Annotated in this window: 24 protein-coding genes; 12 read left to right on the plus strand and 12 right to left on the minus strand. The window is 70.3% G+C overall.

Going from position 1 to position 21,668, the window contains the following annotated elements:
- Positions 1-936 carry an ABC transporter ATP-binding protein gene (locus Mam01_RS16370; RefSeq protein ID WP_239101355.1) on the minus strand — a complete coding sequence of 312 codons (936 nt, stop codon included), beginning with the start codon at positions 934-936 and terminating at the stop codon, positions 1-3.
- A gap of 142 nt (positions 937-1,078) precedes the next feature.
- Here Mam01_RS16370 and Mam01_RS16375 point away from each other — a divergent pair, with 142 nt between their 5' ends.
- Positions 1,079-1,528: a universal stress protein gene (locus Mam01_RS16375; RefSeq protein ID WP_239101356.1), complete on the plus strand. Its 450-nt coding sequence runs from the start codon at positions 1,079-1,081 to the stop codon at positions 1,526-1,528.
- A gap of 89 nt (positions 1,529-1,617) precedes the next feature.
- Here Mam01_RS16375 and Mam01_RS16380 read toward each other — a convergent pair whose 3' ends face one another.
- Positions 1,618-2,355, minus strand: coding sequence for an ATP-binding protein (locus tag Mam01_RS16380; protein WP_204286173.1), 738 nt, complete (start codon positions 2,353-2,355; stop codon positions 1,618-1,620).
- 222 nt (positions 2,356-2,577) lie between these two features.
- On the opposite strand from Mam01_RS16380, the gene Mam01_RS16385 reads away from it, so the two are divergent.
- Both Mam01_RS16385 and Mam01_RS16390 read left to right on the plus strand, forming a co-directional pair.
- Positions 2,578-2,973 (plus strand): DUF3224 domain-containing protein, encoded by a 396-nt coding sequence (locus Mam01_RS16385; protein ID WP_204286174.1) that lies wholly within the window; start codon positions 2,578-2,580, stop codon positions 2,971-2,973.
- Positions 2,974-3,002: 29 nt separating this feature from the next.
- The gene (locus Mam01_RS16390; RefSeq protein ID WP_204286175.1) at positions 3,003-4,067 is read left to right on the plus strand and encodes a diacylglycerol/lipid kinase family protein; all 1,065 of its coding nucleotides are present in this window, start codon (positions 3,003-3,005) and stop codon (positions 4,065-4,067) included.
- Positions 4,068-4,233: 166 nt separating this feature from the next.
- Here the strand turns inward: Mam01_RS16390 and Mam01_RS16395 are convergent, their stop codons facing one another.
- From Mam01_RS16395 to Mam01_RS16420, 6 genes are all read right to left on the minus strand, one after another.
- Positions 4,234-4,806 carry a tetratricopeptide repeat protein gene (locus tag Mam01_RS16395; RefSeq protein WP_204286176.1) on the minus strand — a complete coding sequence of 191 codons (573 nt, stop codon included), beginning with the start codon at positions 4,804-4,806 and terminating at the stop codon, positions 4,234-4,236.
- Positions 4,807-5,502: 696 nt separating this feature from the next.
- Complete coding sequence (locus Mam01_RS16400; protein WP_239101357.1) at positions 5,503-5,643, minus strand: SAM-dependent methyltransferase; 141 nt, start codon at positions 5,641-5,643, stop codon at positions 5,503-5,505.
- Positions 5,640-7,142 (minus strand): GH1 family beta-glucosidase, encoded by a 1,503-nt coding sequence (locus tag Mam01_RS16405; protein ID WP_204286177.1) that lies wholly within the window; start codon positions 7,140-7,142, stop codon positions 5,640-5,642. The genes Mam01_RS16400 and Mam01_RS16405 overlap by 4 nt, the downstream gene beginning before the upstream one ends.
- Complete coding sequence (locus Mam01_RS16410) at positions 7,139-7,990, minus strand: carbohydrate ABC transporter permease (protein ID WP_169982819.1); 852 nt, start codon at positions 7,988-7,990, stop codon at positions 7,139-7,141. The genes Mam01_RS16405 and Mam01_RS16410 overlap by 4 nt, the downstream gene beginning before the upstream one ends.
- A 40-nt stretch (positions 7,991-8,030) precedes the next feature.
- Entirely contained in the window at positions 8,031-8,957 is a 927-nt protein-coding gene (locus tag Mam01_RS16415; RefSeq protein ID WP_182875223.1) for a carbohydrate ABC transporter permease, read from the minus strand.
- Between the two features lie 68 nt (positions 8,958-9,025).
- A complete protein-coding gene (locus Mam01_RS16420; protein ID WP_239101359.1) occupies positions 9,026-10,294 on the minus strand; it encodes an ABC transporter substrate-binding protein in 1,269 nt (422 codons plus the stop codon).
- Between the two features lie 241 nt (positions 10,295-10,535).
- On the opposite strand from Mam01_RS16420, the gene Mam01_RS16425 reads away from it, so the two are divergent.
- Positions 10,536-10,799, plus strand: coding sequence for a LacI family DNA-binding transcriptional regulator (locus Mam01_RS16425; protein WP_204286178.1), 264 nt, complete (start codon positions 10,536-10,538; stop codon positions 10,797-10,799).
- A gap of 400 nt (positions 10,800-11,199) precedes the next feature.
- Positions 11,200-11,736, plus strand: coding sequence for a hypothetical protein (locus Mam01_RS16430; RefSeq protein WP_204286179.1), 537 nt, complete (start codon positions 11,200-11,202; stop codon positions 11,734-11,736).
- Between the two features lie 574 nt (positions 11,737-12,310).
- On the opposite strand, the gene Mam01_RS16435 is transcribed toward Mam01_RS16430, so the two are convergent.
- Positions 12,311-13,042, minus strand: coding sequence for an SDR family NAD(P)-dependent oxidoreductase (locus Mam01_RS16435; RefSeq protein WP_204286180.1), 732 nt, complete (start codon positions 13,040-13,042; stop codon positions 12,311-12,313).
- Positions 13,043-13,140: 98 nt separating this feature from the next.
- Between Mam01_RS16435 and Mam01_RS16440 the strand changes: the two genes are divergently transcribed.
- The 6 genes from Mam01_RS16440 (at position 13,141) to Mam01_RS16465 (ending at position 18,060) form a co-directional block, all read left to right on the plus strand.
- A complete protein-coding gene (locus Mam01_RS16440; RefSeq protein WP_204286181.1) occupies positions 13,141-13,752 on the plus strand; it encodes a TetR/AcrR family transcriptional regulator in 612 nt (203 codons plus the stop codon).
- Positions 13,753-13,830: 78 nt separating this feature from the next.
- Positions 13,831-14,691, plus strand: a complete 861-nt coding sequence (locus Mam01_RS16445) for a hypothetical protein (protein ID WP_204286182.1) — start codon at positions 13,831-13,833, stop codon at positions 14,689-14,691.
- Between the two features lie 313 nt (positions 14,692-15,004).
- Positions 15,005-15,469 carry a hypothetical protein gene (locus Mam01_RS16450; protein WP_204286183.1) on the plus strand — a complete coding sequence of 155 codons (465 nt, stop codon included), beginning with the start codon at positions 15,005-15,007 and terminating at the stop codon, positions 15,467-15,469.
- A 55-nt stretch (positions 15,470-15,524) separates the two neighbouring features.
- Positions 15,525-16,301, plus strand: a complete 777-nt coding sequence (locus Mam01_RS16455) for a phosphotransferase enzyme family protein (protein WP_204286184.1) — start codon at positions 15,525-15,527, stop codon at positions 16,299-16,301.
- Between the two features lie 50 nt (positions 16,302-16,351).
- Positions 16,352-16,804 carry a ribosomal protein L7/L12 gene (locus Mam01_RS16460; protein ID WP_204286185.1) on the plus strand — a complete coding sequence of 151 codons (453 nt, stop codon included), beginning with the start codon at positions 16,352-16,354 and terminating at the stop codon, positions 16,802-16,804.
- A 95-nt stretch (positions 16,805-16,899) separates the two neighbouring features.
- Positions 16,900-18,060: a tyrosine-type recombinase/integrase gene (locus tag Mam01_RS16465; RefSeq protein WP_204286186.1), complete on the plus strand. Its 1,161-nt coding sequence runs from the start codon at positions 16,900-16,902 to the stop codon at positions 18,058-18,060.
- Positions 18,061-18,137: 77 nt separating this feature from the next.
- On the opposite strand, the gene Mam01_RS16470 is transcribed toward Mam01_RS16465, so the two are convergent.
- From Mam01_RS16470 to Mam01_RS16480, 3 genes are all read right to left on the minus strand, one after another.
- Positions 18,138-19,634, minus strand: coding sequence for a pectinesterase family protein (locus tag Mam01_RS16470; RefSeq protein ID WP_204286187.1), 1,497 nt, complete (start codon positions 19,632-19,634; stop codon positions 18,138-18,140).
- 198 nt (positions 19,635-19,832) lie between these two features.
- On the minus strand, positions 19,833-20,297 hold the full coding sequence (locus tag Mam01_RS16475) for an SRPBCC family protein (RefSeq protein ID WP_204286188.1): 465 nt from the start codon (positions 20,295-20,297) through the stop codon (positions 19,833-19,835).
- Positions 20,294-20,707, minus strand: coding sequence for an ArsR/SmtB family transcription factor (locus Mam01_RS16480; RefSeq protein ID WP_239101360.1), 414 nt, complete (start codon positions 20,705-20,707; stop codon positions 20,294-20,296). Before Mam01_RS16480 ends, Mam01_RS16475 begins: the two co-directional genes overlap by 4 nt.
- A 158-nt stretch (positions 20,708-20,865) precedes the next feature.
- On the opposite strand from Mam01_RS16480, the gene Mam01_RS16485 reads away from it, so the two are divergent.
- On the plus strand, positions 20,866-21,615 hold the full coding sequence (locus tag Mam01_RS16485) for an HAD family hydrolase (RefSeq protein WP_204286190.1): 750 nt from the start codon (positions 20,866-20,868) through the stop codon (positions 21,613-21,615).
- Positions 21,616-21,668 lie beyond the last annotated feature (53 nt).

The raw sequence follows: 21,668 nt of genomic DNA on the forward strand, positions 1-21,668 counted from the left end.
TCAGTCCACCAGCGTCCGGCCCGTCAGGTGGAGGAACACGTCCTCCAGCGTCGACCTCCGCACCAGCACACTGGACGGCGCCAGCCCGCGCCGCTGCACCTCCGCCAGCGCCGCGTCCCCGTCGTCCACGTACACCAGCACCCGATCCGGCAGCGGATCGACCCGCTTGCCGACCCCCGCCAGCGCGGCGGCGTGCCCCGCGATCCCTTCCAGCCCGTCGGGGAACCGCAGCTCGACCACCTCCGCCGTCGAGTACGTCTCGATCAGCGACCGCGGCGACCCCTCGGCCACGATCCTCCCGCCGTCCATCACCACCAGCCGGTCGCACAACTGCTCGGCCTCGTCCATGTAGTGCGTGGTGAGCACCAGCGTCACGCCCTGCTGCTTCAACCGGAACAGCCGCTCCCACAGCAGATGACGCGCCTGCGGGTCCAGCCCCGTCGTCGGCTCGTCCAGCAGCACCAGATCGGGCTCGTTCACCATCGCCCGCGCGATGGTCAGCCGCCGCTTCATTCCCCCCGACAGCGGCTCGACCTTCCCGTTCGCGCGGTCGGACAACTGCACGAAGTCCAGAAGCTCGTCCGCGCGCCTGCGGCTCTCCGCCCGTGACAACCCGAAATACCTGGCGTACGTCACCAGGTTCTCCCGCACCGTCAGATCGGGATCGAGGTTGTCGAGCTGCGGGCACACCCCCAGCCGCGCCCGGATCCGCGGCCCGTCCCGCACCGCGTCCATCCCCAGGATGCGCAGCTCCCCGGCGGTCGGCACCGACACACACCCGATCATGCGCATCGTCGAGGACTTCCCGGCCCCGTTGGGACCCAGGAACCCGAACGCCTCGCCCCGCGCCACCTCCAGGTCGATCCCGTCGACGGCGGTGAAGTCTCCGAAGCGTTTGACCAGGCCACGCGCCACGATCAGAGGTTGGTCAGCCACGATCCGAGACCCTAACCAACGGCCCCGACATTTCCGCAACAGGTTATCGGCACCCCCGCCACGCCCCCGGACGTCCCCGCCTCCCCGGGCACGGACGAGGGCCCCCGCACGCGCACTCCGCGCGGGCCGTACCCTGACGTGCGTGAGCACGTTCGAACTGGGCACCGATGGCCCGCGGGTCATCCTCGTCGGCGTCGACGGCTCCGACACCTCGCTCCGCGCCACCGCCTACGCCTGGGGGCTGGCCCGCCGCCAGGGCTCCCACGTCGTGCTCCTCCATGTCACCGACCCCGGCACGATCAGCACGATGATGCCCACCGCCTCGGCATCGGTCGTCGAGGCGGGGGAGCAGGTCGCCGCGGAGCTCCGCGAGCAGGTGGAGCACCACGCCCGGACCCTCCACTCCCACGTCGGCTACTCCTTCCGCACCGAGTACGGCGACGCCGCCGGAGTCATCGCCAAGATCGCCGACGAGATCAGGGCGGACGCGGTCGTCGTGGGCGCCTCGACCCAGGCCGGGCACCGTTTCATCGGTTCGGTCGCGCTCCGCCTGGTCCGCGCCGGCCGATGGCCGGTCACCGTCGTGCCCTGACCGCCCCTTGAGCCCGGGTCAAGCCCAGGAAGCCCGGGTCAAGCCCAGGAAGCCCGGGTCAAGCCCAGGAAGCCCGGGTCAAGCACAGATCAGCGGTGACCCGGGCCGGACACGTCGAGAGCGCGCAGCCCCTCCAGCACCCGCAGGAGCGTCGCCTCGTCCGGGCCGTCCGCGCGCACTCCCACGGGATGACGCCGCTCCCGCCGCGGCAGCGCCCCGGCGGACCCCGCCGCCGGCGGCACCGCCGACGACACTCCGGACGCGAGCCCCGTCACGACCGCCGCGAACACCCCCGGCAACGGCTCCCGCGTCACCCCCGGAGAAGCGTCCTCCGCCGGGCCGAAGGCCACCACATCGGCCGACGCGATCGCCAGCTCGCACCACACGATCTTCCCCCGGTCCGGCGCCGTGTAGTGCCCCCAGCGCCGCGCCAGGCTTCCCACCAGCACCAGCCCCCGGCCGCTCTCACCCGGCTCGTCACCCGCGTCGCCGCCTGGCACGGGCTCGCGGCCGCTGCCGTCCCACACCTCGATGAACACGCTGCGCGGCCCGGGAGCCTCCCGCACCCGCAGCGCCACCGTACGCAGCGCCACCGGGAACATCGACGACGCCACCGGCGGGCTCACCACGGCGTCCGTCGCCCGCACCGCGTTCGTCACCAGCTCCGAGACGACCAGCTCCGCCGTGTCCGCCAGATGCCCGAGCTGCCACCCCCGCAGCTGGCACCGTACGAACGCACGGGCCCGCCGCGGCGCGGTCGCGACCGACCCGAACACCCGGTACGCGATCCTGCCGCCTTCCCGCGCGGGGAAGGGGGAGGTCAGCATCCCGTGGAGCGGCTCTGGACGGACCGGCCTGCGGCGGCCGGCGCGGCCACTGGGGGAGTAGGCATGTCTCCGATCATCCGTCATGCCCGGCGGTAAAGCGTCAGCCTTGACAGCATTCGCCGAACTTTCTCCGACTCATCACCGAAAAGACACGGGGAAAGTCCCCGGAATGCCGCCGCGTACCTGACAGGAGATGACAGGAAAAGCCGCCACCCTGGTCCCATGAACACGCACGCCACCGGCACATTCGACGTCACCGGCTGGAACGACCTGGCCACCGAGGAGAAGCAGGGTGCCACGTTCGGCCGCGCCCAAATCACCAAGACCTTCCAGGGCGACCTCACCGGCACCAGCACCACCGAGATCCTGACCGTCGGCACCCCCGACGGCCCCGCCGCCTACGTCGGCGTCGAACACTTCGAGGGCGCCCTGCACGGGCGCAAGGGCACCTTCGTCCTGCAGCACAGCGCCGCCAGCCACAACGGCGAGCAGTGGATGAAGTGGCAGATCGTCCCCGCCACCGGCACCGGCGAACTGACCGGCCTCACGGGGGAGGGCGCCATCCGCGTCGAGGACGGCCACCACTACACCCTCGGCTACACCCTGCCCGAGGCCTAATCGGCTCCCGGCTGGGTAGCCGTGTGCCCATGGTGAAATCCGCTGATCGGCAGTCCGCGGTCGCCGCGCCGGACCCGGCCGCCCCCGCGCCCGCCACCCCCCGCACCACGGCGCGCCGCACAGACGCCTCCCGCGCCGAACAGCCGGGCGCCGCCCGCACCGAGGCACCCGCGACCAGGGCCCTCGACACAAAGGCCTCCCGTACCAAGGCCCCGCGCGTCGCGGTCATCGCGCACCGCAAGAAGACCATCGGCGGCGGCCTCGACGAGCTGCGTAAGCTCATCACGGGCTACGAGGTCGAGGACCTGCTGTGGTACGAGGTCCCCAAGAGCAAGAAGGCGCCCAAGAAGGTCCGCCAGGCGCTCAAGGACGGCGCCGAGCTGTTCTTCGTCTGGGGCGGCGACGGCACCGTGCAACGCTGCGTCGACGCCCTGGCCGGCAGCGACGCTGCCGTCGCCATCGTCCCCGCCGGGACCGCCAACCTGCTCGCCCGCAACCTCGACATCCCCGAGGACCTGGCCGAGGCCGTACGGATCGGCTTCGAGGGCCGCCGCGCCAGACTCGACCTCGGCAAGATCAACGGCGAGCACTTCGCGGTCATGGCGGGCGTCGGCCTGGACGCCGAGATGATCGCCGACGCCGACCGGGGCCTCAAGGACCGCCTCGGCCGCCTCGCCTACATCTGGACCGGCCTGCGGCACGTCGGCGGCTCCGTGACCCCGATGAAGGTCAAGGTCGACGGCAACGACTGGTTCGAGGGCGACGCCAGCTGCGTGCTCGTCGGCAACGTCGGCACCGTCACCGGAGGCATCGACGTCTTCGAGGACGCCCGCTACGACGACGGCTGGCTGGAGGTCGGCGTCTCCACCGCCGAAGGCCCCATCCAGTGGGCGCGCACCCTCGGCCGGATGAGCGCCGGCAACGCCGAGAAGTCCCCCTTCGTCCGCATCACCCGCGCCAGGAAGGTGTCGGTCAAGCTGCAGACCCCCATGGCGTACGAACTGGACGGGGGAGCGCGCGACCGGGTCAAGCGCATCACGGTCAAGGTGGTGCCCCAAGCCGTCACCCTCTGCCTGCCCGACACCACCGGCTGACCCGCGCCGCTCGGCGCTCCGATTCCGCCACTGTTCAGCCACCGTCCCGGCCGTCACCATGCACGACCTTCCCGTACGGCCGGGACGGCCCGGCGCCCGCTCACCGGGCATGCCTGCGAGGCCGGGGATGGGCGACTCACCACGGTCCTGGCTCAGTCACTGCGACTCAGCCGGTGCCTCCGCAGGAAGGCAGGTCTTTCGCGGCGAGCAGGGCCTTCGCCGTCTCGTGAGTGTCGGGATGTTCCGGGCCCAGAAGTCTCATGCGCTCACGGAAATCCCTCTTCATGATGGACAGGGCTTCTCCGTGACGCCCTTGCAGAGTGAGGACGATGGCCAGGTTGCCTCTCGTGTGAGCTGTTTCTCTGTGATGCCTGCCAAGGATCCTCTCGCGCTTGCGCAGGACGTCCCGAAGAAGGCGCTCCGATTCCGGATAGAGGCCGCGGCACTGCAAAATGGTAGCCAGGTTGTGCTGGACGCCCACCACGATGGCCTCACTCCGCCCAAGCTTGCCGGCGGCGGAAATGGCGGCCTCGCCCAAACGTTCGGCCTCCTGCCAGGCGTTGCTGAGCCGCAGCATCGCGACCAACGGCGGCGCCAGCTCGAGCAGTCGCCGTTGGTCGTGTTTCGGCTGCCTGGCCGATGTGCTGAGAAGTGCTTCGAAATGGGCGACCAACAGGCGCCAGACGGGCCAATGGCTGGGGAGACGGAAGTCCAGCGCCTTTGCCGCCGCAGTGAGCATGCGCAAAGCCGTGTTCCAGGAAGACCTGCTCCGCCGCCGAGGCGCAGGGGTCTGTTGGCGTATGGTCGTCGCAACCAGATCGTGCATCCTGATGCCCCGAGGTTCGGAAGGGGAGGCCCAGTCGATGAGCCCCATCCTGTCCAGGCCTTCCAAAGCGGTGACATCCACGGCAGGCGCCCTCTGGCCGCGCTGGAGAGATGGACTGTTCGCGCATTGTCGAGGCGAAGTCGTTGTTCAAGGCCTCGAGATAGGTGTTGAAGGTCCTGTGCCGGCTGTTCTTCGCACTGATGTGGATCCCGGCCAGATGCAGCGCCAGCGGCAGTCCGTTCAGCCGATGTCCCACCGCCAGCGCGGCAGCACGATCACTGTCTCCTGGGACGAGGTCCATCAGAAGGTCAGCGGCGGCATCGGGGGATAGGGGACCGAGAAGGTGCAGCTCGCACAGTCGCCCCCATGTTGTCGGTGCCCTGTCCCGGGACGTCACGACGATGGAGCAGTTCCGGCTGACTCGAATCCAGCCGGTCCCGTCGGCGACCTGGTCTCCGGTCACCGCCAGCACCGACTGCGGATCGTCGGCATTGTCGATGATCAGTAGACGGCCACTGACGGCCGCTGTCTGCTCAATGGCGCTCCAGAAGAGATCGGCCGCGTTCCTGCGCCCCGACATGGCTTCGCGAACGGCCGGTTCCGGCACGTTCAGCTCCGCGGGCTGTGCGCAACACGATCGGGAGGAGCGGTCAGCTCGATGAGCTTCTCGGCCGCCGCCCGGTCGACGGCGAAGTCGGTCTTGCCGCCGAGGAGATGGCCGTAGATCCGGGCGACGCTGGAGACCGTCACGTCGATTCCTCCGCCGCCTGGGAAAGCGGCCCCGGTCCCCAGCGCTCACCCCTGGGGGTGCCGGCGACCAGGATGTCGACCGGGCCGGTGGTCGCGGGGCGGGCGGTGACGGGGGTGGTGACGACCGGGTCGGCGATGAAGTCCCGCATCCAGCGGAAGCTGGCCTTCGGCGTGCGCGCCTGGGTGTCGTAGTCGACGTGCACGAGGCCGAACCTCGCCGAATACCCCCGCGCCCACTCGAAGTTGTCCAGCAACGACCAGCAGAAGTACCCGCGCACGTCGGCGCCCGCCGTCATCGCCTCACGGGTCGCGGTCAGGTGGTCGCGCAGGTAGTCGATGCGCCCGGTGTCCTCCAGCGCGCCGTCGTCGCCGTACCCGTTCTCGGTGATGTAGACGGGCGGCAGGTCGGGATAGCGGGTGGTCAGGCCGACCAGGGTCTCGTACAGGCCCTCGGGCTCCACCACCCAGCCCAGCCCGCTGGTGCGCGCGTCCTCGGGCGTGACGGTGCGCACGCCCAAATCGAACGCCGAGCGCCGGACGGGATCGGCCTCCTCGTACGGCGCCGCCTCCACGTGCAGGCGGTAGTAGTAGTTCACCCCGAGGAAGTCCACCGGCCTGCCGACGATCTCCAAATCGCCGTCCCGGCGGAAGGAGAAGCCGCTGATCCGGCCGAACGTCTCGGCCATGTCGGCGGCGTAGGCACCGCCGAAGAGAGGTTCGGTGAACTGCCGGTTGACCAGCAGGTCCATCCGGCGCGCGGCCTGGACGTCCTGCGGCGACGAGGTGACGGGAACCGTCGGCGACATGTTGAGCGTCACCCCGATCTGCTGACCGGACCTGGCCATCTCCCGCAGGCGCCCCACGGCGAGGCCGTGCCCGAGCAGAAGGTGGTGGGCCGAGGCGAGCGCGCCGTGCCCCTCCTTGGCGCCGGGCGCGTGCCGGCCCTCGCCGTAGCCGACGATGGCCGAGCAGTACGGCTCGTTCAGCGTGATCCAGTTCGACACCGACTCGCCGAGGGCGTCGTACATCACCTCGGCGTAGTCGGCGAAACGCTCGGCGGTGTCGCGGACCCGCCAGCCCCCAAGGTCCTCGAGCGCTTGCGGCAGGTCCCAGTGGTACAGAGTGACGTACGGCTCGATGCCGCCCTCCCGCAGGGCGTCCACCAGCCGCCGGTAGAAGTCCAGCCCGCGCCGGTTCACCGGCCCGCGCCCGTCGGGCAGCACCCGCGGCCAGGCAACGGAGAATCGGTAGGCCCCCGCCCCCAGGTCTTTCATGAGGCCGACATCCTCTTGCCAGCGGTGGTAGTGGTCGCAGGCGAACTCACCCGATTCGCCCCGTGCCACCGCGCCGGGCACCCGGCAGAAGGTGTCCCAGATCGAGGGCCCCCGGCCGTCGGTGTCAACGGCCCCCTCGATCTGGTACGCCGCGGTGGCCGTGCCCCACACGAAGCCGGTTGGAAAGGTCCGCGGCCGGGTGCGACTGTCCTCGATCGCCGTCATCCCTTGATCGCTCCTGACATGATTCCTCCGATGATCTGCCGGCCCAGGGCCGCGAAGACGGCCACGACGGGCACTGTCGCCAGCACCGTGCCGGTGAGCACGAGCGCGTAGTCGGTCGTGTAGCCGCTGGCCAGCGAGGAGAGCGCGACCTGCACGGTCGGGTTCTCCGGGGTGAGGACCACCAGCGGCCAGAAGAAGTCGTTCCACGCCTGCATGAACGTGAACAGCCCGAGCACGGCCGCGGCCGGCCGCGCCGCGGGCACCACCACGTGCCAGAACAGGCGCAAGGTGGAGCAGCCGTCGATCCGTCCGGCCTCCAGGAGTTCGTCCGGCACCGCGCTCGACAGGTACTGCGTCATGAAGAAGACACCGAACGCCGTGACCAGGCCGGGCACGATCACCGCCTCCAGCCGGCCGGTCCAGCCGAGCTCCGCCATGAGGATGTAGAGCGGGATGATCCCGAGCTGGTGCGGCACGGTGGTGGTCGCGATGGCCACGACCAGCAGCGACGTCCGGCCCCGGAAGCGGAGCTTGGCGAAGGCGAACCCGGCCAGCGTGGAGAACAGCACGACCGAGACGGTGACCGAGCCGGAGACGATGAAGGAGTTGAGCATCGCCTTACCGAACGCGGTCGTGTCGAAGACCCGCGCGATGTTCTCGAACAGGTGCCCGCCGGGCGTCAGGACGGGAGGCACGCGGGCGATGGCGTCGTTGTCGTGCGACGCCACGATGAGCGACCAGTAGACGGGGAACAGGGAGCCGAGCAGGACGGCGACCAGCGCCGCATAGGTCCAGAACCCGGCCGAGCGGCGCCCGCCGCGGGAGCGGGCCGCCCGCGAGCGGGGCATGCGCGCCTGCCGGGGCGCCTCGGTGATGATCGTCGTCACGTCAGCTTCTCCTGATCCGGCGGGTGACCGAGTAGTTGACCAGAGCCATGACCACGATGATCAGGCACAGGGTCCATGCGATGGCCGAGGCGTAGCCGAACTTGTACAGGCTGAACCCCTGCTCGTAGAGGTAGAGGCCGACGGTCTGGAACTGTCGGTCCGAGCCCCCCGTCGGGTTGCCCGTGCCGGCTTGGAACAGCAGCGGCTCGGCGATGATCTGGAAGCCGCCGATGGTGGACACGACGGCGGTGAAGATGATCGTCGGCCGCAGCATCGGGATCGTGATCTTCCGGAACTGGGTGAACTGGCCGGCCCCGTCCAGCGTCGCGGCCTCGTACAGATGCTCGGGGATCGTCTGCATGGCGGCCAGGTAGATCAGCGCGTTGTAGCCGGTCCACCGCCAGATGACGATGAGCGAGATGGCGATGTGCGAGGACAGGGTGCCCGCCTGCCAGTCCACCGGGTCGAGCCCCACCAGATCGAGCGCCCAGTTGACCATGCCGAAGTCGCGGCCGAAGAGCTGGGCGAAGATGATCGTGACGGCGACGATGGACGTCACGTTGGGCAGCAGCACGCCCATCCGGAAGAACGTGCGGGCACGCAGGCTGCGGTTGAGCATGTGCGCGATGAACAGGGCCGCGAGCAGCTGCGGCACGGTGGACAGCAGCCAGATGCTGACGGTGTTGAACAGCGCGTTCCAGAAGTAGTCGTCGGTCAGCAGTTCGGCGTAGTTCGCCAGCCCCACCCAGTGCCGGGTGGGCTCCAGCAGGTTCCAGTTCGTGAGCGAGACGTACGCGGTGTACAGCAGCGGGAACATCCCCACCGCGCCGAACAGCAGGAAGAACGGGGCGATGTAGAAGTACGGCGAGCCCTTGACGTCGAGCTGGTAGGCCCAGCGGCGCCGTGGCCCGGATCGTGCGAGGGTCATGGGTCCATCCCGGGGAAGGGGTGACGGCGAGCCCTTACCTCCCGCCGTCACCCGGCTTGGCTGGGCGGCTACTGCTCGATGCGCTCGACGTCCTTGAGCATCTGCTCCCAGGCCTGCGGGCCGTCCTGCTTGCCCTCCTCCACTCGGTTGATCGCGTCGCGGATGGCGGTCTGGATGTCGCCGGCCCGCGGCCCTTGGTACTGCGGCTTCAGGTTCAGCGCGGCGGTGGTGAAGACCTGCCCGACCGGGGCGTCGTTGAAGAAGGCGTTCTTCAGGTTCTTGACCTCGGGCTTCTCGTACGTCGCCACTGTTGAAGGCAGGATGCCGTGCGCCTTGAACACCTCGATCTGCTGCTCGGGAGCCGTCAGCCAGGTGATCAGGTCCACCGCCTCCTTCACGTGCTTGCTCTGCGCCGGAACCGTCAGGTAGGAGCCGCCCCAGTTGCCGCCGCCGCCGGGGATGGCCGCGATGTCCCACTTGCCGGCGAATGCCTTGGCCTGGTCCTGGATCTTCGCGAGCATCCAGGCGGGGCAGGCGATGGTGGCGAACTGACTCTTGGCGAAGCCGGTGTTCCACGCCGGGGAGCTGCCCACCAGCTTGGCCGACTCGCCGTCGGCTACGGCCTTGAGCACCTCGTCGTACGCCGAGCGGACCACCGGGTTGGTGGCGACGACCACGTGGTCGGAGGCGTCGTAGTAGCCGGTCTCGGCCTGCCCGATCATCGCGTTGAAGATCTGTGCGCCGCCGTCGAAGAAGCTGGCGCCCTCCGGCTTGTTCGCGGTGTACTTCCTGCCGGCCTCGAAGTACGACGCCCAGTCCGGCCAGAGCTTGCTCACCTCGTCGCGCTCGGTGGGCAGGCCGGCCTTCTCGAACAGGTCGCGCCGGTAGCACATGGCCAGGCCGCCGACGTCCGTCCCGTATCCGATCTGGGCCCCGTTCTTGGCCACCGACGCCTGCCACTTCCACGGCAACCACCGGTCCTTGAGCCCGTCGGCGCCGTGCTTGCGCAGGTCGACGAAGCGCTCCGGCTGCGCCCTGAACTGGGCGATGAAGCCGGTGTCGATGCCCTCCACGTCCGCCGCGCCGCTGCCCGTCGCCAGATGGGCGGCCAGGTTGCGATGGTGGTCGTTGTACGCCGACGTACGCTCGACGATCTTGATGTTCGGGTGGGCGGCCTCGTACTTGGCGTACAGGTCCTTGAACCCCATGTTCCCGAACAGGTTGAGAGTGAGGGTGACGGGGCCGTCGCCGGACGAGCCGGTCGAGCCGCCGCAGCCGGCGGTGAGCACGCCGACGGCGAGCACACCCACGAGCAGACGAAGTTTCGCAGCAGACACCGTGAACTCCTTGGCAGGAAGAAGGGGCGTGGCTGCGAGATGCGACGGTCGAGCCGCGGCAACGAAAAGCATCGACCGATACGCCCGCCATGAGACATAACAGCGGCACGCGATGTCAAATCACGAAAACGTAACACCGATGAAATTACCGGCAACCTTGACAGACTTCCCACGATTGCGTAATTTCCTCGAAACCGGTTACATGAAACCGGTTGCAGCGAGATGCGGCAGCGTTCGATCCGTGGCAACGATCAGAGAGCTGGCACGCCTGTGCGGCGTGTCCCCGGCAACCGTCTCCCGCGATTTCAACAATCCGGAGGTAGCGAACGCGAAGACCAGGACGCAGGTTCTGCGGGCGGCGCGTCAGATCGGCTACCTGCCCAACGAGTCGGCCCGCACGCCGGCCACCAAGAAGTCCTTCATGGTCGGCCTCGTGTGGGGGACACCGACCACCGCCGCCCCGGCTGGCGGCACCCGTTTTTCCAGGAAATCCTCGTCGGCCTGAAGACCGCGCTCAGCGGGCGCGGATATCACCTCCTCATGCTCGCCACCAGCGGGGAGAGGAACGGTGAGCGGACCGACGACGCCTTCGCGCGGGCCGTGCACAGGCACAACCTGGACGGCGTGGTGATGATCGACAGCGGCACGTGGGACCCCTCACTGCGGCGGCCGGAGGGAGGCGGGCCGCCGCCGGCGGCGGGGCCCGGCGCGGGCGGCGGGGCCCGGCGCGGGCGGCGGCTCGGTGACCGGCGCTCTTGCGAGGGGCGAGCGCGGCGAGTAGGTTCCGGGTACGCCGTCGAGCCCGGAAGGAGGTCAGAACAATGTCCGATGTTCTGCGCCCCGTCCGCGTTCCGGCGTCCGCGCGGATCTGATCGGGGGCGTTCCGCCTTCCCGGAGGATCATTCATGACCGATCCGGAGGTGGGCGCCGCTCTGCTGCGGACCGCGCACGAGGCACTCGGCGGGCCGGGGTCGTACTACGCCTCCTTGCCGCCGCACTGGCGGAGCAGGCCGGACATCCTCACCGCGGTGCGGGCGCCGATGGCCGCGGCCCGCCTCGCCGGCCTGGCCGGGCGCGGTGAGCGGCTGAGATACGCCTGGACGGGCTCGCCTCCGCCGGCGACCCCCGGGAGGTACGCCTTCCGCCCGGCCGCCGACGCGGCGGAGGTCCACGCTTTGGTGGCACGGATCGCGGAGCCCGACCTGCTGACGGGCGCCGAGATCGCGCGGGCGGTGGGCGGTGTGGACACGGCCGCCGATCCGCTGGCCTGGTGGACCGGGCCGATCGACAATTGGCGTGTGGCGCTGGACGCGGGGGAGCCGGTCGGCCTGGCCGGAACGGCCGGTGACGCCGTAGCGCCGCCGCCTGTGAGCCAGATACGGCGCGCAAGCGCGAGCGAAGAGGCGAAGGTGAGCTCGGGCCACGGCGCTCCCACGTCATAACATCCCCGCCGCAGCGCCGCGACGTCACGGGCGCCGGCGTTGAGGGCGACAACCGGTCTGCCAGTGCATTCAGCGGCGGGGAAACCTGGCGCGCAGCTCCCATCACGTATTTGACATAATGTTTATTATCGAGCAACGAGTTAGAGGTGCGGGAAGGGGTGGATCGGGCTGGTCGCGCGGCTGTGTCCGTTCACCGCATCTACGGCGTCAGGCAAACTCCCGCACCGAGGAGAACGCCGAACCCGGCACGCTCAACCGCCGTCTGTGTGACGTCGCGGCATCTGGCTCCGCGGAGCTGCTACACGGCCCAGACGCCGCCCACATGCCGGGCTCGCGTCATGATCACGCCGCCATGCCGGGTCCGGCCTTTGCACCGGCCATTGCACCGGCCATTTCCGCTCCGGGACGCCGATTCCGGGCCTCGCCGGCTTCGATACGCCACGGGACGGGAACCCGGCGGACATCGTTTCGCCGCGCGCCGGACCTCATCGATCGGAGAACCGGGACCCCCACTCGTCCCCCTATACCGGACAGAAGGTGGATTCTGTTTGGTATGGATCAAACCGGCACGGACTTATTGGAAGGCGCTGAACGTCGCCTCCGGGCGGTCGCGCTTGGCGTACAGGTCCCAAGCGGCGTCGGCGATCACGTCCGGGTCGAGGGACCTACTCCCCACGTCGCCGAAGCGCTCGGGCTGGGAGGTCACCAGCCGGTGGATGTCACCCCGTTCGACCAGTCCCCCGATGATCAGGTTTCCGGCGTAGACGCCCTCCCCTGCCAACGCGACGTTGAGGGTCAGGGCGTAGGCGCGCAGCGCCGCCGCCGACAGCGCCAGGCTTCCGAGCGCGGGCATCGGCATGACGGCGCTCAACCCACCGGCGAACAACAGCCCGCCCTCCCCTCTCTCGATCATGCCGGGCAGCACCGCGCCGACCGCGTCGATCGCCGGATACAGGAAGTCCATCGCCTCCCTGGCGTCGCCGGCGGTCGTCTCGGTGATCGGCCGGGGCGGGGTGTTCAGGTCGGAGGCTCCCGGCCCGTAGTAGAGAACGTCGATCGCGCCGAAACGATCGGTGATCGCGCCCAGGGCGGAGACGAGCCGGTCGCGGTCGCGTACATCGGCGGCGAAGGACGCCGCCTCGATCCCCGCTTCGGCCAGGGCCGCCACGTATCCGGCGTGCCGGGCCTCGGTCCGGGAGATCAGCGCCACGGCGTACCCCTCGCGCCCGAACCGATGCGCGACGGACATGCCGAGTCCGGGCCCGGCACCGATGACGGCGACGGTCTTGCGTGCTGCTGCAGGCATGGGGCACCTCTCCAGGTCGGTAAGTTGAGGATCGTCTCAACTTGAGCGCGACACTAGCACAAACTTGAGGCAACCCTCAGATTCGTATGATGGGAGGCATGGCAGCCGGATCGAAACCGCTGCGGTCGGATGCCGCGCGCAACCGCGACAAACTGCTGGTCGCGGCCACCCAGGTGCTCGCCGAGCGCGGGCTCGACGCTCCGCTGGAGCACATCGCCCGCCGTGCCGGCGTCAGCATCGGCACTCTCTACAACCACTTCCCGACCCGGGAGGCGCTCCTCGGGGCGGTCCTCCCCCAGCGGATGGCCGCTCTCGACGAGATCACCGCGGCGGCGCTGGCTCACCCCGACCCCTGGGCGGGCTTCGCCGGTTTCCTCGAAGGGCTGTTCACCCTGCAGGCCGAGGATCACAGCCTCAACGAGGCTCTGACGCAGAGCTTCTCCCTGGCCACTGACGTGAGCCAGGCGTGCCACCGCGGCTTCCGGGACGTCGAGCGCATCATCGAGCGGGCCAGGACCGCCGGCCGTCTACGGGCCGATTTCGCGCCCACGGATCTGGTCACCCTGATCTGGGCGATGTCGCAGGTCATCCGTGAGTCGATGGAGACCGCTCCGGACACGTGGCGCCGTTTCCTGGCCTTCTTCCTCGACGGCCTGCGCGCCGAGGCCGCGCATCCCCTCCCCCAGGGGCACCGGTCCGCTGATCGGTGATCGGCTGGCAACCGATCTTCGCCGTGCCACGTCTCATGTAGGTCCCCTACGCCCCATGAGTCCCATCAGGAGCCGGCGTTGCGTATGCGTGCGGTGGTCTCGTTCGTCTTCGCGGGTTGGCTCGCGGTGCTGTGTCAACCGGTTGAGGCCGCTCCCCTGCCGGGCGCGGAACGCGGCCTGCGCATGGCCACCGAGGTCGTCGAGTACGAATGCACGACCGACGGCGTCACCGAGAAGCAGAACGTCGAGATCAACGTCGAGCTGACCATGCCGGACGACGCCACGACGGGCCGGCAGATGTCCATCGGCTGGCGCGGGACGTACGTCACCGGCAGCGAGCTGCGGGCGCCCGCCGGCGGGCTCTCCGGCGTCAAGCTGTACGCGTACGCGGCCCTGACCGGGATCGCGAACCTGACCTCCGCGACCGGCGTGAGCGAGCACTTGAGCACGATCGCCGGCGGGGAGATCATTCCGCTGCCGACGGCCGCCGTGAGCCTGAAGACGACCGCGTCGAACGCGGGCACGGCCTCGGTGCGGCCGGCCGCCGTCAACATCGGCCCCTCGCCCACCGCGCCGGTGATCGAGTGCGAGGTGCGGAACGCGGACGAGCTCACCGCCTACACCCTCACCGTCACCCGGGACGGGCAGTCGAGCACCAGCCCCTCCCCGAGCGCTACGCCGTCCGCGAGCGCCACCACCAGTGGCAGCCCCAAGCCGACCCGGACCGTCACGGCCACGGTGACCGCGGCCGTACCGGACGATGACGACGATGTGGCCCCGGCGGCCCGGGACGCGATCGAGACGCCGATCGGCGCGGCCGCGACCGGAGGCGGTGGCGAGGCCGGGCCGGACGGCCGCATGTACGTGCTGACCGGTCTCGCGATCTGTCTGGCCGCCGGCGCCGGGCTCCTGCTGCGCCGCCGCCTCCTGGCACGGTGAGCGTGCCGCTCCCGGATCGAATGCGGCGTGAACTTTTCACGGGTCCGGCAGGTCCTCTTTCCCGAACGGCTGCCCGGCCGGAAACCACGTTTCCGGCCGGGCCTGGACAGGCGATAAGTCGATCGCCGCTGCGTGTACTGTGTCCGCGGACGAACAGGCCGGCAGTTTCGGACTGCGTGTCCTCCGCAGCAGTATTTTCACCTCTCGTTTCGACCTGACTTTCGGTCCGCGCCGAAAATCGCGGTCATTGACCGTTCCCGGCGGCGGTGATGAATTCACGTGGCGAGAGTGAGGCGGGAGAAGGGGATTGCACATGTTCGCTGCGAAAACGGCCCGGCGGGCGCTGGCGCTCGGATCGGCGCTGGTCACGACCGGGGTGCTGGCTCTGGTGGCCGCGCCACAACCGGCCATGGCGTCCGGCATCACGGTGCAGGTGACGGTCGACTGCCTCAACGTGAACTTCTTCGGCGACACCTCCGACTGGTATGCCACCGACCTGCGGTTCGGCGGCGTGTCGGTGCCCTACAGCAGCGCGACCGCCATCCCGGCCACGCACTCGTGGCAGTTCACCCAGACGGTGCCCAGCGGGACGACGGCCGTCGGCGCCGGCGGCATCTGCAGCGGCGGACACCAGTACGACTTCTTCGGCTCCACCGGCTATGCCAGCATCCCCGCGGGCACGACCACCGTCATCGGCACCTGGGCCTGCACCACCGCCCCGGTCTACCCCGGGCCGTGGCAGACCAACTGCTACGTGCAGTCCGTCTCCTTCAGCTGAGCTCGTACGGCCGGCCCTCCTCTCGTACGGTGAAGCGAGAGGAGGGCCGGCCGGCATGGACGAGGAGATCCTGGTAGGGGGCGTCAACCGGGTCGTCAGGATCGGCGGCACGGTGCGCCGCCCGGCCCGCCGGTGGACGCCGGCGGTTCACGCATTGCTGGAGCACCTGGCGGCGGCCCGGTTCGCGGGGGCGCCGAGAGCGCACGGGATGGACGGCGAGGGCCGGGAGGTGCTCGACTTCCTGCCGGGGCGGGTGCCCGACTATCCCCTGCCGCCGTACGCGGCGTCGGCGAAGGCGCTGGCGGACGTCGGCGAGCTGCTGCGGGACTATCACGACGCGACGGTGGGCTTTGAGCCTCCGGGGGACGCGGAGTGGTACTTCTCCCCACGGACTCCGGCCGAGGTGGTGTGCCACGGCGACGTGGCGCCCTACAACTGCGTCTTCCGTGATGGGCGGCCGGTGGCGTTCATCGACTTCGACACCGCGCATCCGGGCCCCCGGGTGTGGGATGTGGCGTACGCGGCGTACCGCTTCGTGCCCTTGCACGATCCCGGTCGTGACCCGGCTGCCCCGCCGGTGGTGGAACAGGCGCGGCGGCTGGGTCTTTTCGCCGGCGCGTACGGGCTCGGCTCGGGCGATCGGAAGGCGCTGGTCGCCACCGCGTCGGCCCGGCTGGAGCACCTGGTGAACCACATGCGTGAACGGGCACGGGCGGGTGACGAGGCCTTCGCCGCCCATCTGGCGCGCGGCGACGACACCCTCTACCTCACCGATATAGCCCACATCGCCCGCCATGACGCGCTCTTCCGCGCGGCGGTGATCTGTACCTGAATTGCCGGTTGGGGCCACTATCGCGCCGACGCGCGTTTTACGATCACCACATGCCTAACCTGGGTCCGATGGAGTTCGTGCTCCTCGGCGTCATCGTGATCGTGCTGCTTGGTTTCTTCGTCGTCTTCGCCGCCGTGCGGGCAGGTGCGCGGCCCGCGGGTCCGCTCGCCTGGCGCAGTCCGGGCTTGGCGCCACCGGTCTCGGCAGCTCTGCTGCAGCGCGTACGGGAGTTGTACGCGGAGAACAAGAAAATCGAGGCGATCAAGCTGATCCGCGAGGAGACCGGGCTGGGGCTGAAGGAGGCGAAGGACCTGGCCGACGGGATCGGCGCGGGCCGGCCGCTGCCCGTGGCCACGGCGCGTCACGGGTACGACCTGGCCGCGCGGGCGCGGGAGCTGAAGGAGGCGGGCCGTGTGGAGCAGGCGGTGTTCCTGGTGCGCGGTGAGACGGGCATGAGCCAGAGCGAGGCGGAGCGGTTCGTCGACGCGCTCGGCGTGGAGTAGAAACGGCGCCTGCTCCCGGAGCGGGTGGCCGCGCGGTTCCACGCCGGTTCGGGGCCGGATGATTGTTGTCGGTCCCGGGCGGTACGGTGTCGATCATGCTGCCCCCGCAGGTGAACCGGCTGACCGTGCAGGAGGCCGCGGACCGTTATGTGGAGCTGGTCCGGGCCAAGACCGTGACCGGGGCGCTCTCGCCCGCGACCGCCGAGGTGTACGCGCGGGACGTGGCCACGTTCGTACGGCTGGCGGGCGACGCCCGGGTGCTGGACGACCTGACCGGTGAGGACGTCGACGCGGTGCTGCTGGCGTTCGCGCGCAAGCCGGACGAGCGCCGGCGCGGGCGCGGTGAGGACGGCACGGCCGACGAGGGCTCGTCGGGTGACGGTGCCTCTCGTGGAGGTGGGGCGCGGGGAGCGACCCCGCGGGGTGGTCCGGGGCAGAGCGCGGCGTCGCAGGCGAGGTTCCGCCGGTCGGTGTCGGCGTTGTTCCGGCATGCCGCGTCGGCGGGGTGGGTGCATCTGGACCCGATGGCCGCCTCGTCGGTGCGGGCACGGGAGCGGGGCGGGCTGCGGCCGGAACGCCGGGCGCTGACCCGGGAGCAGGCCGAGGGCCTGATCGAGGCGGCCCGCTCCCCCGCCCCGCCGCCTGAGCCGGGCGGCTCGGACGGGCGCCGCCGCCGGGTGGATCAACGGACCGAGGTACGGGACGCGCTGGTGGTGATGCTGCTGGCCGCGCTGGGGCCGCGGGTGTCGGAGCTGGTGCGGGCGAACGTGGAGGATTTCTACACCAACGACGGGATGCGTTACTGGCGGATCTTCGGCAAGGGCGGGCGTACCCGCGACGTGCCGCTCCCCCGTGACGTGGCCGCCGCGCTGGACGCGTACCTCGCGGTGCGCGTGGCCGGGGACGGCGAGAAGGCGCTGCTGCTGTCGTGGCGGGGCAGGCGGCTGGCCCGGGGCGACGTGCAGGCGGTGATCGACCGGGTGCGGCAGGGGGTGGAGCCCGGGCGGAGCCGGGAGGTGACGCCGCACGGGCTGCGGCACACGACGGCGACGCACCTGCTGGCCGACGGCACGGACATGGACGCGGTGCGGCGGGTGCTGGGGCACAGCGACCTGTCGACGCTCGGACGTTACCGCGACGATCTGCCCGGCGAGCTGGAGGTGGCGATGGGGTCGCACCCGCTGCTGCGCCGCCGTGGCGGCGGCCGGGCCGGGCGGACCGCGCCCGGCGGGGAGAGCGGTCCCGGGGAGGGCTGATCCCCGGGCCGCCGTAGGTCCGCCGGCCGCGTGCCTGCTGGGCAGCGTGCCTGCCGGGCCGGGTCAGCTCAGGCAGGTCAGCTCACGGGGTTCCAGCCGTCGGAACCGGCCAGGTACTTCTGCGGGGTGTAGTTGGCGGCCTGCGCGTCGCTCAGCTGCGGGCGGTTGGCGTTGACCGTGGCTCCGGCGCCGGTGTTCCGGTATTCGAAGAAGCGGGCGTTCTTCCATGAGTTGCCCGACATGTCGGTCCAGGGCTGGGAGGTCTTGATGGTCGAGCTGAGGGTGGACTCCCGGTAGAGCACCTGGGCGTTGGGACCCCAGGGCCGTCCCAGCTGGGTGGTGTCGCCGGTCGCGCCGCTGATCCGGGACTTGTAGATGAGGAACCCGTACGGCTTGGCGGCGTCGGTCCTGGCCGCGGTGATGGGGGCGCCGCTGCTGCGCTTCTCGTAGATGTCGCAGTCGTGCAGCACGGCGGTGCCGTCCCCGAAGATGAAGTCGACGGTGCCGTCGATGTAGGAGCTTCTGACGTACGCGCGGGCGGAGGCGTTGACCAGGAAGGTGTCCTGGTCGCCCAGCAGCCGTACGTTCGACAGGGTCGCCCGGTCGGCGTTGAGGTTCAGCGCGACCGCCTGCTGGTTGACGGTGGAGCCGTCCTCGACGTAGTCGTTGGAGACCGTCAGGTTGGTGAGGGCGGAGTCGTGGCCGTTGACGAACGCGGTGGCGCTGTTGAACGTGCCGTACGCGCCGGCCGCGTGGTTGTTGACGATCAGGACGTCCCTGGCCGAGGAGCCGAGGCCCTGCAGGGTGATGTACGGCTTGTTCGCCGGGATGGTGACGATCTCCCGGTAGGTTCCGGGCTTGATCGTGATGACTTTCCTGCTGGAGTTGCCGGTCGGCACCGCGTCGATCGCGGCCTGCACCGTCCGGTAGGTGCCGGTGCCGTCGGCGGCGACGGTGGGCTTCCCGGTCGTGGGCGTCGCCGTCGGCGTCGCGGAAGGTGTCGCAGAGGGCGTCACCGTGGGAGTCACCGTGGGAGTCGCCGAGGGTGTCACGGTGGGGGTGACGGTGGGCGTCACCGTCGGCGTCACCGAGGGGGTGGGTGACGAGGTGGTGGTGGAGCCGGTGCAGGTCACGCCGTTGAGCGTGAAAGCCGCCGGCTTGGGGTTGGAACCCGACCACGAGCCGTTGAACCCGATCGAGACGGACGCGCCGGTGGCGATGGCGGCGTTGTAATCCACGTTCGTGGCCGTGACGTTCTGCCCGCTCTGGCTCCAGTTGGCCGACCAGCCGGTCGTCACCTTCTGACCCGAGCTGGGGAAGGTGAAGGCGAGCGTCCAGCCGTTGACGGCGCTGCCGAGATTCTGCACGGTGACGGCGGCGCTGAAGCCGCCCGGCCACTCGCTGGTGGTGTAGGTGACGGCGCAGCCGGTCGCGGCGGTCGCCGTTCCCGGGACCCCGGCGGCGAGGCCGCCCACGACCAGCGCGGCCGCCAGAGCCGCCGTACCACCGCGGCGGCCGCTTCGGGAGCCGCTGTGCGGGCCGGGACTCGCCGTCCCAGGCGTGGTGTCGGGCATCTGCGCTCCTTCGGGACGGGTCATCGTGGACGGAAAGCCGCTGCTCGCACCATGCGAGCGAAAGCCTCCGCACGGTAAGATCGCCCGGCGGAATAAGTCAACCGTCCAAACTAATGCGGCGGCGTCGCCGCTGCTCGGCCGCGACCCGGGCCGGAAAGTTTCACCCGCTCTCCCCTGCCCCGGCTCGGGGCCGGGCGGTCACAGGACAGCGGCGAGGCGGTCCGTCAGCAGATGGCGCCATCCCCCGTCCATGATGGATCGGGCCCGCCGCTGCAGTTCGCTGCCGGGATCGAAGCCCTCGTGGGTGAGGAACAGCCGGGTGCCCCTGCCTTCGGGTTCGAGCGTCCAGGTGATCGTCCAGTCGGCGGCGGCGCGGCTGGCGGGGTCGGCGTCGCGCCAGCCGAGGCGGAGCATGCGCTCGGGTTCGAAGGCCAGCACCTCGGCCTGCACGGTGCCGGAGAACCCGGTGCCGGGCATGGCCATGCCGGCCATGGTGTAGCGGTGGCCTACGGCGAGGCGGAAGTCTCCCGGCATGAACCACCGGGCGAGCAGCCCGGGGTCGGTCAGGGCCTGCCACACGCGGGCGGGCGGATGCGCCAGGAACTCGTCGAGCCGCAGCACGGCCAGGTCGCCGGTGTCGTTCACGTCGTTTATCTCGTTCATCTCGTCTCCTGGTCTCCGGTACGGCCGAGAGCGGCGGCGTCCCCGATGTCATCCATGTCGTCTGTGCCGTCTGTGTCGTCCATGCCGTCGAGCAGGTCGCGCAGGCCGGTCAGCCTGCCGCGCCAGAACCGCTCGTACGGGTCGAGCCAGTCGCGGACGCGGGCGAGCGGGACGGCCTCCAGACGGTAGAGCCTGCGCCTGCCGTCGCGGCGTTCGCTGACCAGGCCCGCCTCGCGCAGCACGCGGAGGTGCTCGGAGAAGCTGGGCCGGGCCATCGCGAAGCCGGAGGCCAGGTCCTGCACCGACTGGGGGCCCTGTTCGCGCAGCAGGCGCAGGACCTCGCGCCGCACCGGGCTGGCGAGGGCGGCGAAGATCTCGTCTTCCGCGGGGGCGGCGGGAGTGATGTCCACGCGTTCCATAATACGTAGGAAATCTCCTACCTGTCATCGCTTAGGTAGGATATTTCCTACCCCAACACTCCGCAGGCGGTCACTTGACTGCGATCTTCACGCAGCCTTTCACGCTTCCGAAACGCACCGGAAACACATCACCGTGAAGATGGGGACTCGTGATCAGGGCCATACTGTTCGACCTCGACGAGACCCTCTTCGACCATCGCCGGGCCGTCGCCCACGCCGCGACCCGCTGGATGGAGACGGTCTGCCCCGGCCATGAGCTGCTGCCGGAGGCGCCGGCGCTGTGGCTCGACCTGGAGGACAAGCATCTGCCGGCCTGGCACGCCGGCGAGTGCTCGTTCGCCGAGCAGCGGCGCAGACGGCTGCGGGAGTTCTGCGACCGGCTGGGCATGCCCGCGCCGGCCGACCCGGACGCGGCCTTCGCCGGGTTCCTCACCCACTACGAGGACGCCTGGGCCGCCTTCCCCGACGTGGCCGCGACACTCGCGGCGCTCGGCGACGGGCTGACACTGGGCGTGCTCAGCAACGGCGATCCCGTGCAGCAGGAGGCCAAGCTGCGGCGCCTCGGGCTGATGGACCGCATGGAGGTCGTCCTGACCCCCGAGACGCTCGGCGCGTTCAAGCCGGCCCCGGAGTGCTACCTGCGGGCGGCGGCGAAGCTGGGGCTGCGGCCCGAGGAAGTGCTGATGGTCGGCGACAACCTGCTGCTGGACGCCGTCGCGCCCGCCCGGGTCGGCATGCACGGCGTCTGGCTCGACCGCTACCGCGCCGAGCCCTCCCCCGGTTTCGCCTCGTCGGGCGAACCCGCCGGCTCCGTGGTGAGGGTCACCACGCTGCGCGATCTGCCGGGCGTGCTGGACGGCCTGAATCCCCGCCTGGCCGACGCCGTCCGCGCCGCCTGAGACAGAGCCGCCTAAGACAGAGGCGCCTAAGACAGGCGCGCCCGACCCGCTAC

The organism is Microbispora amethystogenes (assembly GCF_016863015.1).
Classification (GTDB): Bacteria; Actinomycetota; Actinomycetes; order Streptosporangiales; family Streptosporangiaceae; genus Microbispora; species Microbispora amethystogenes.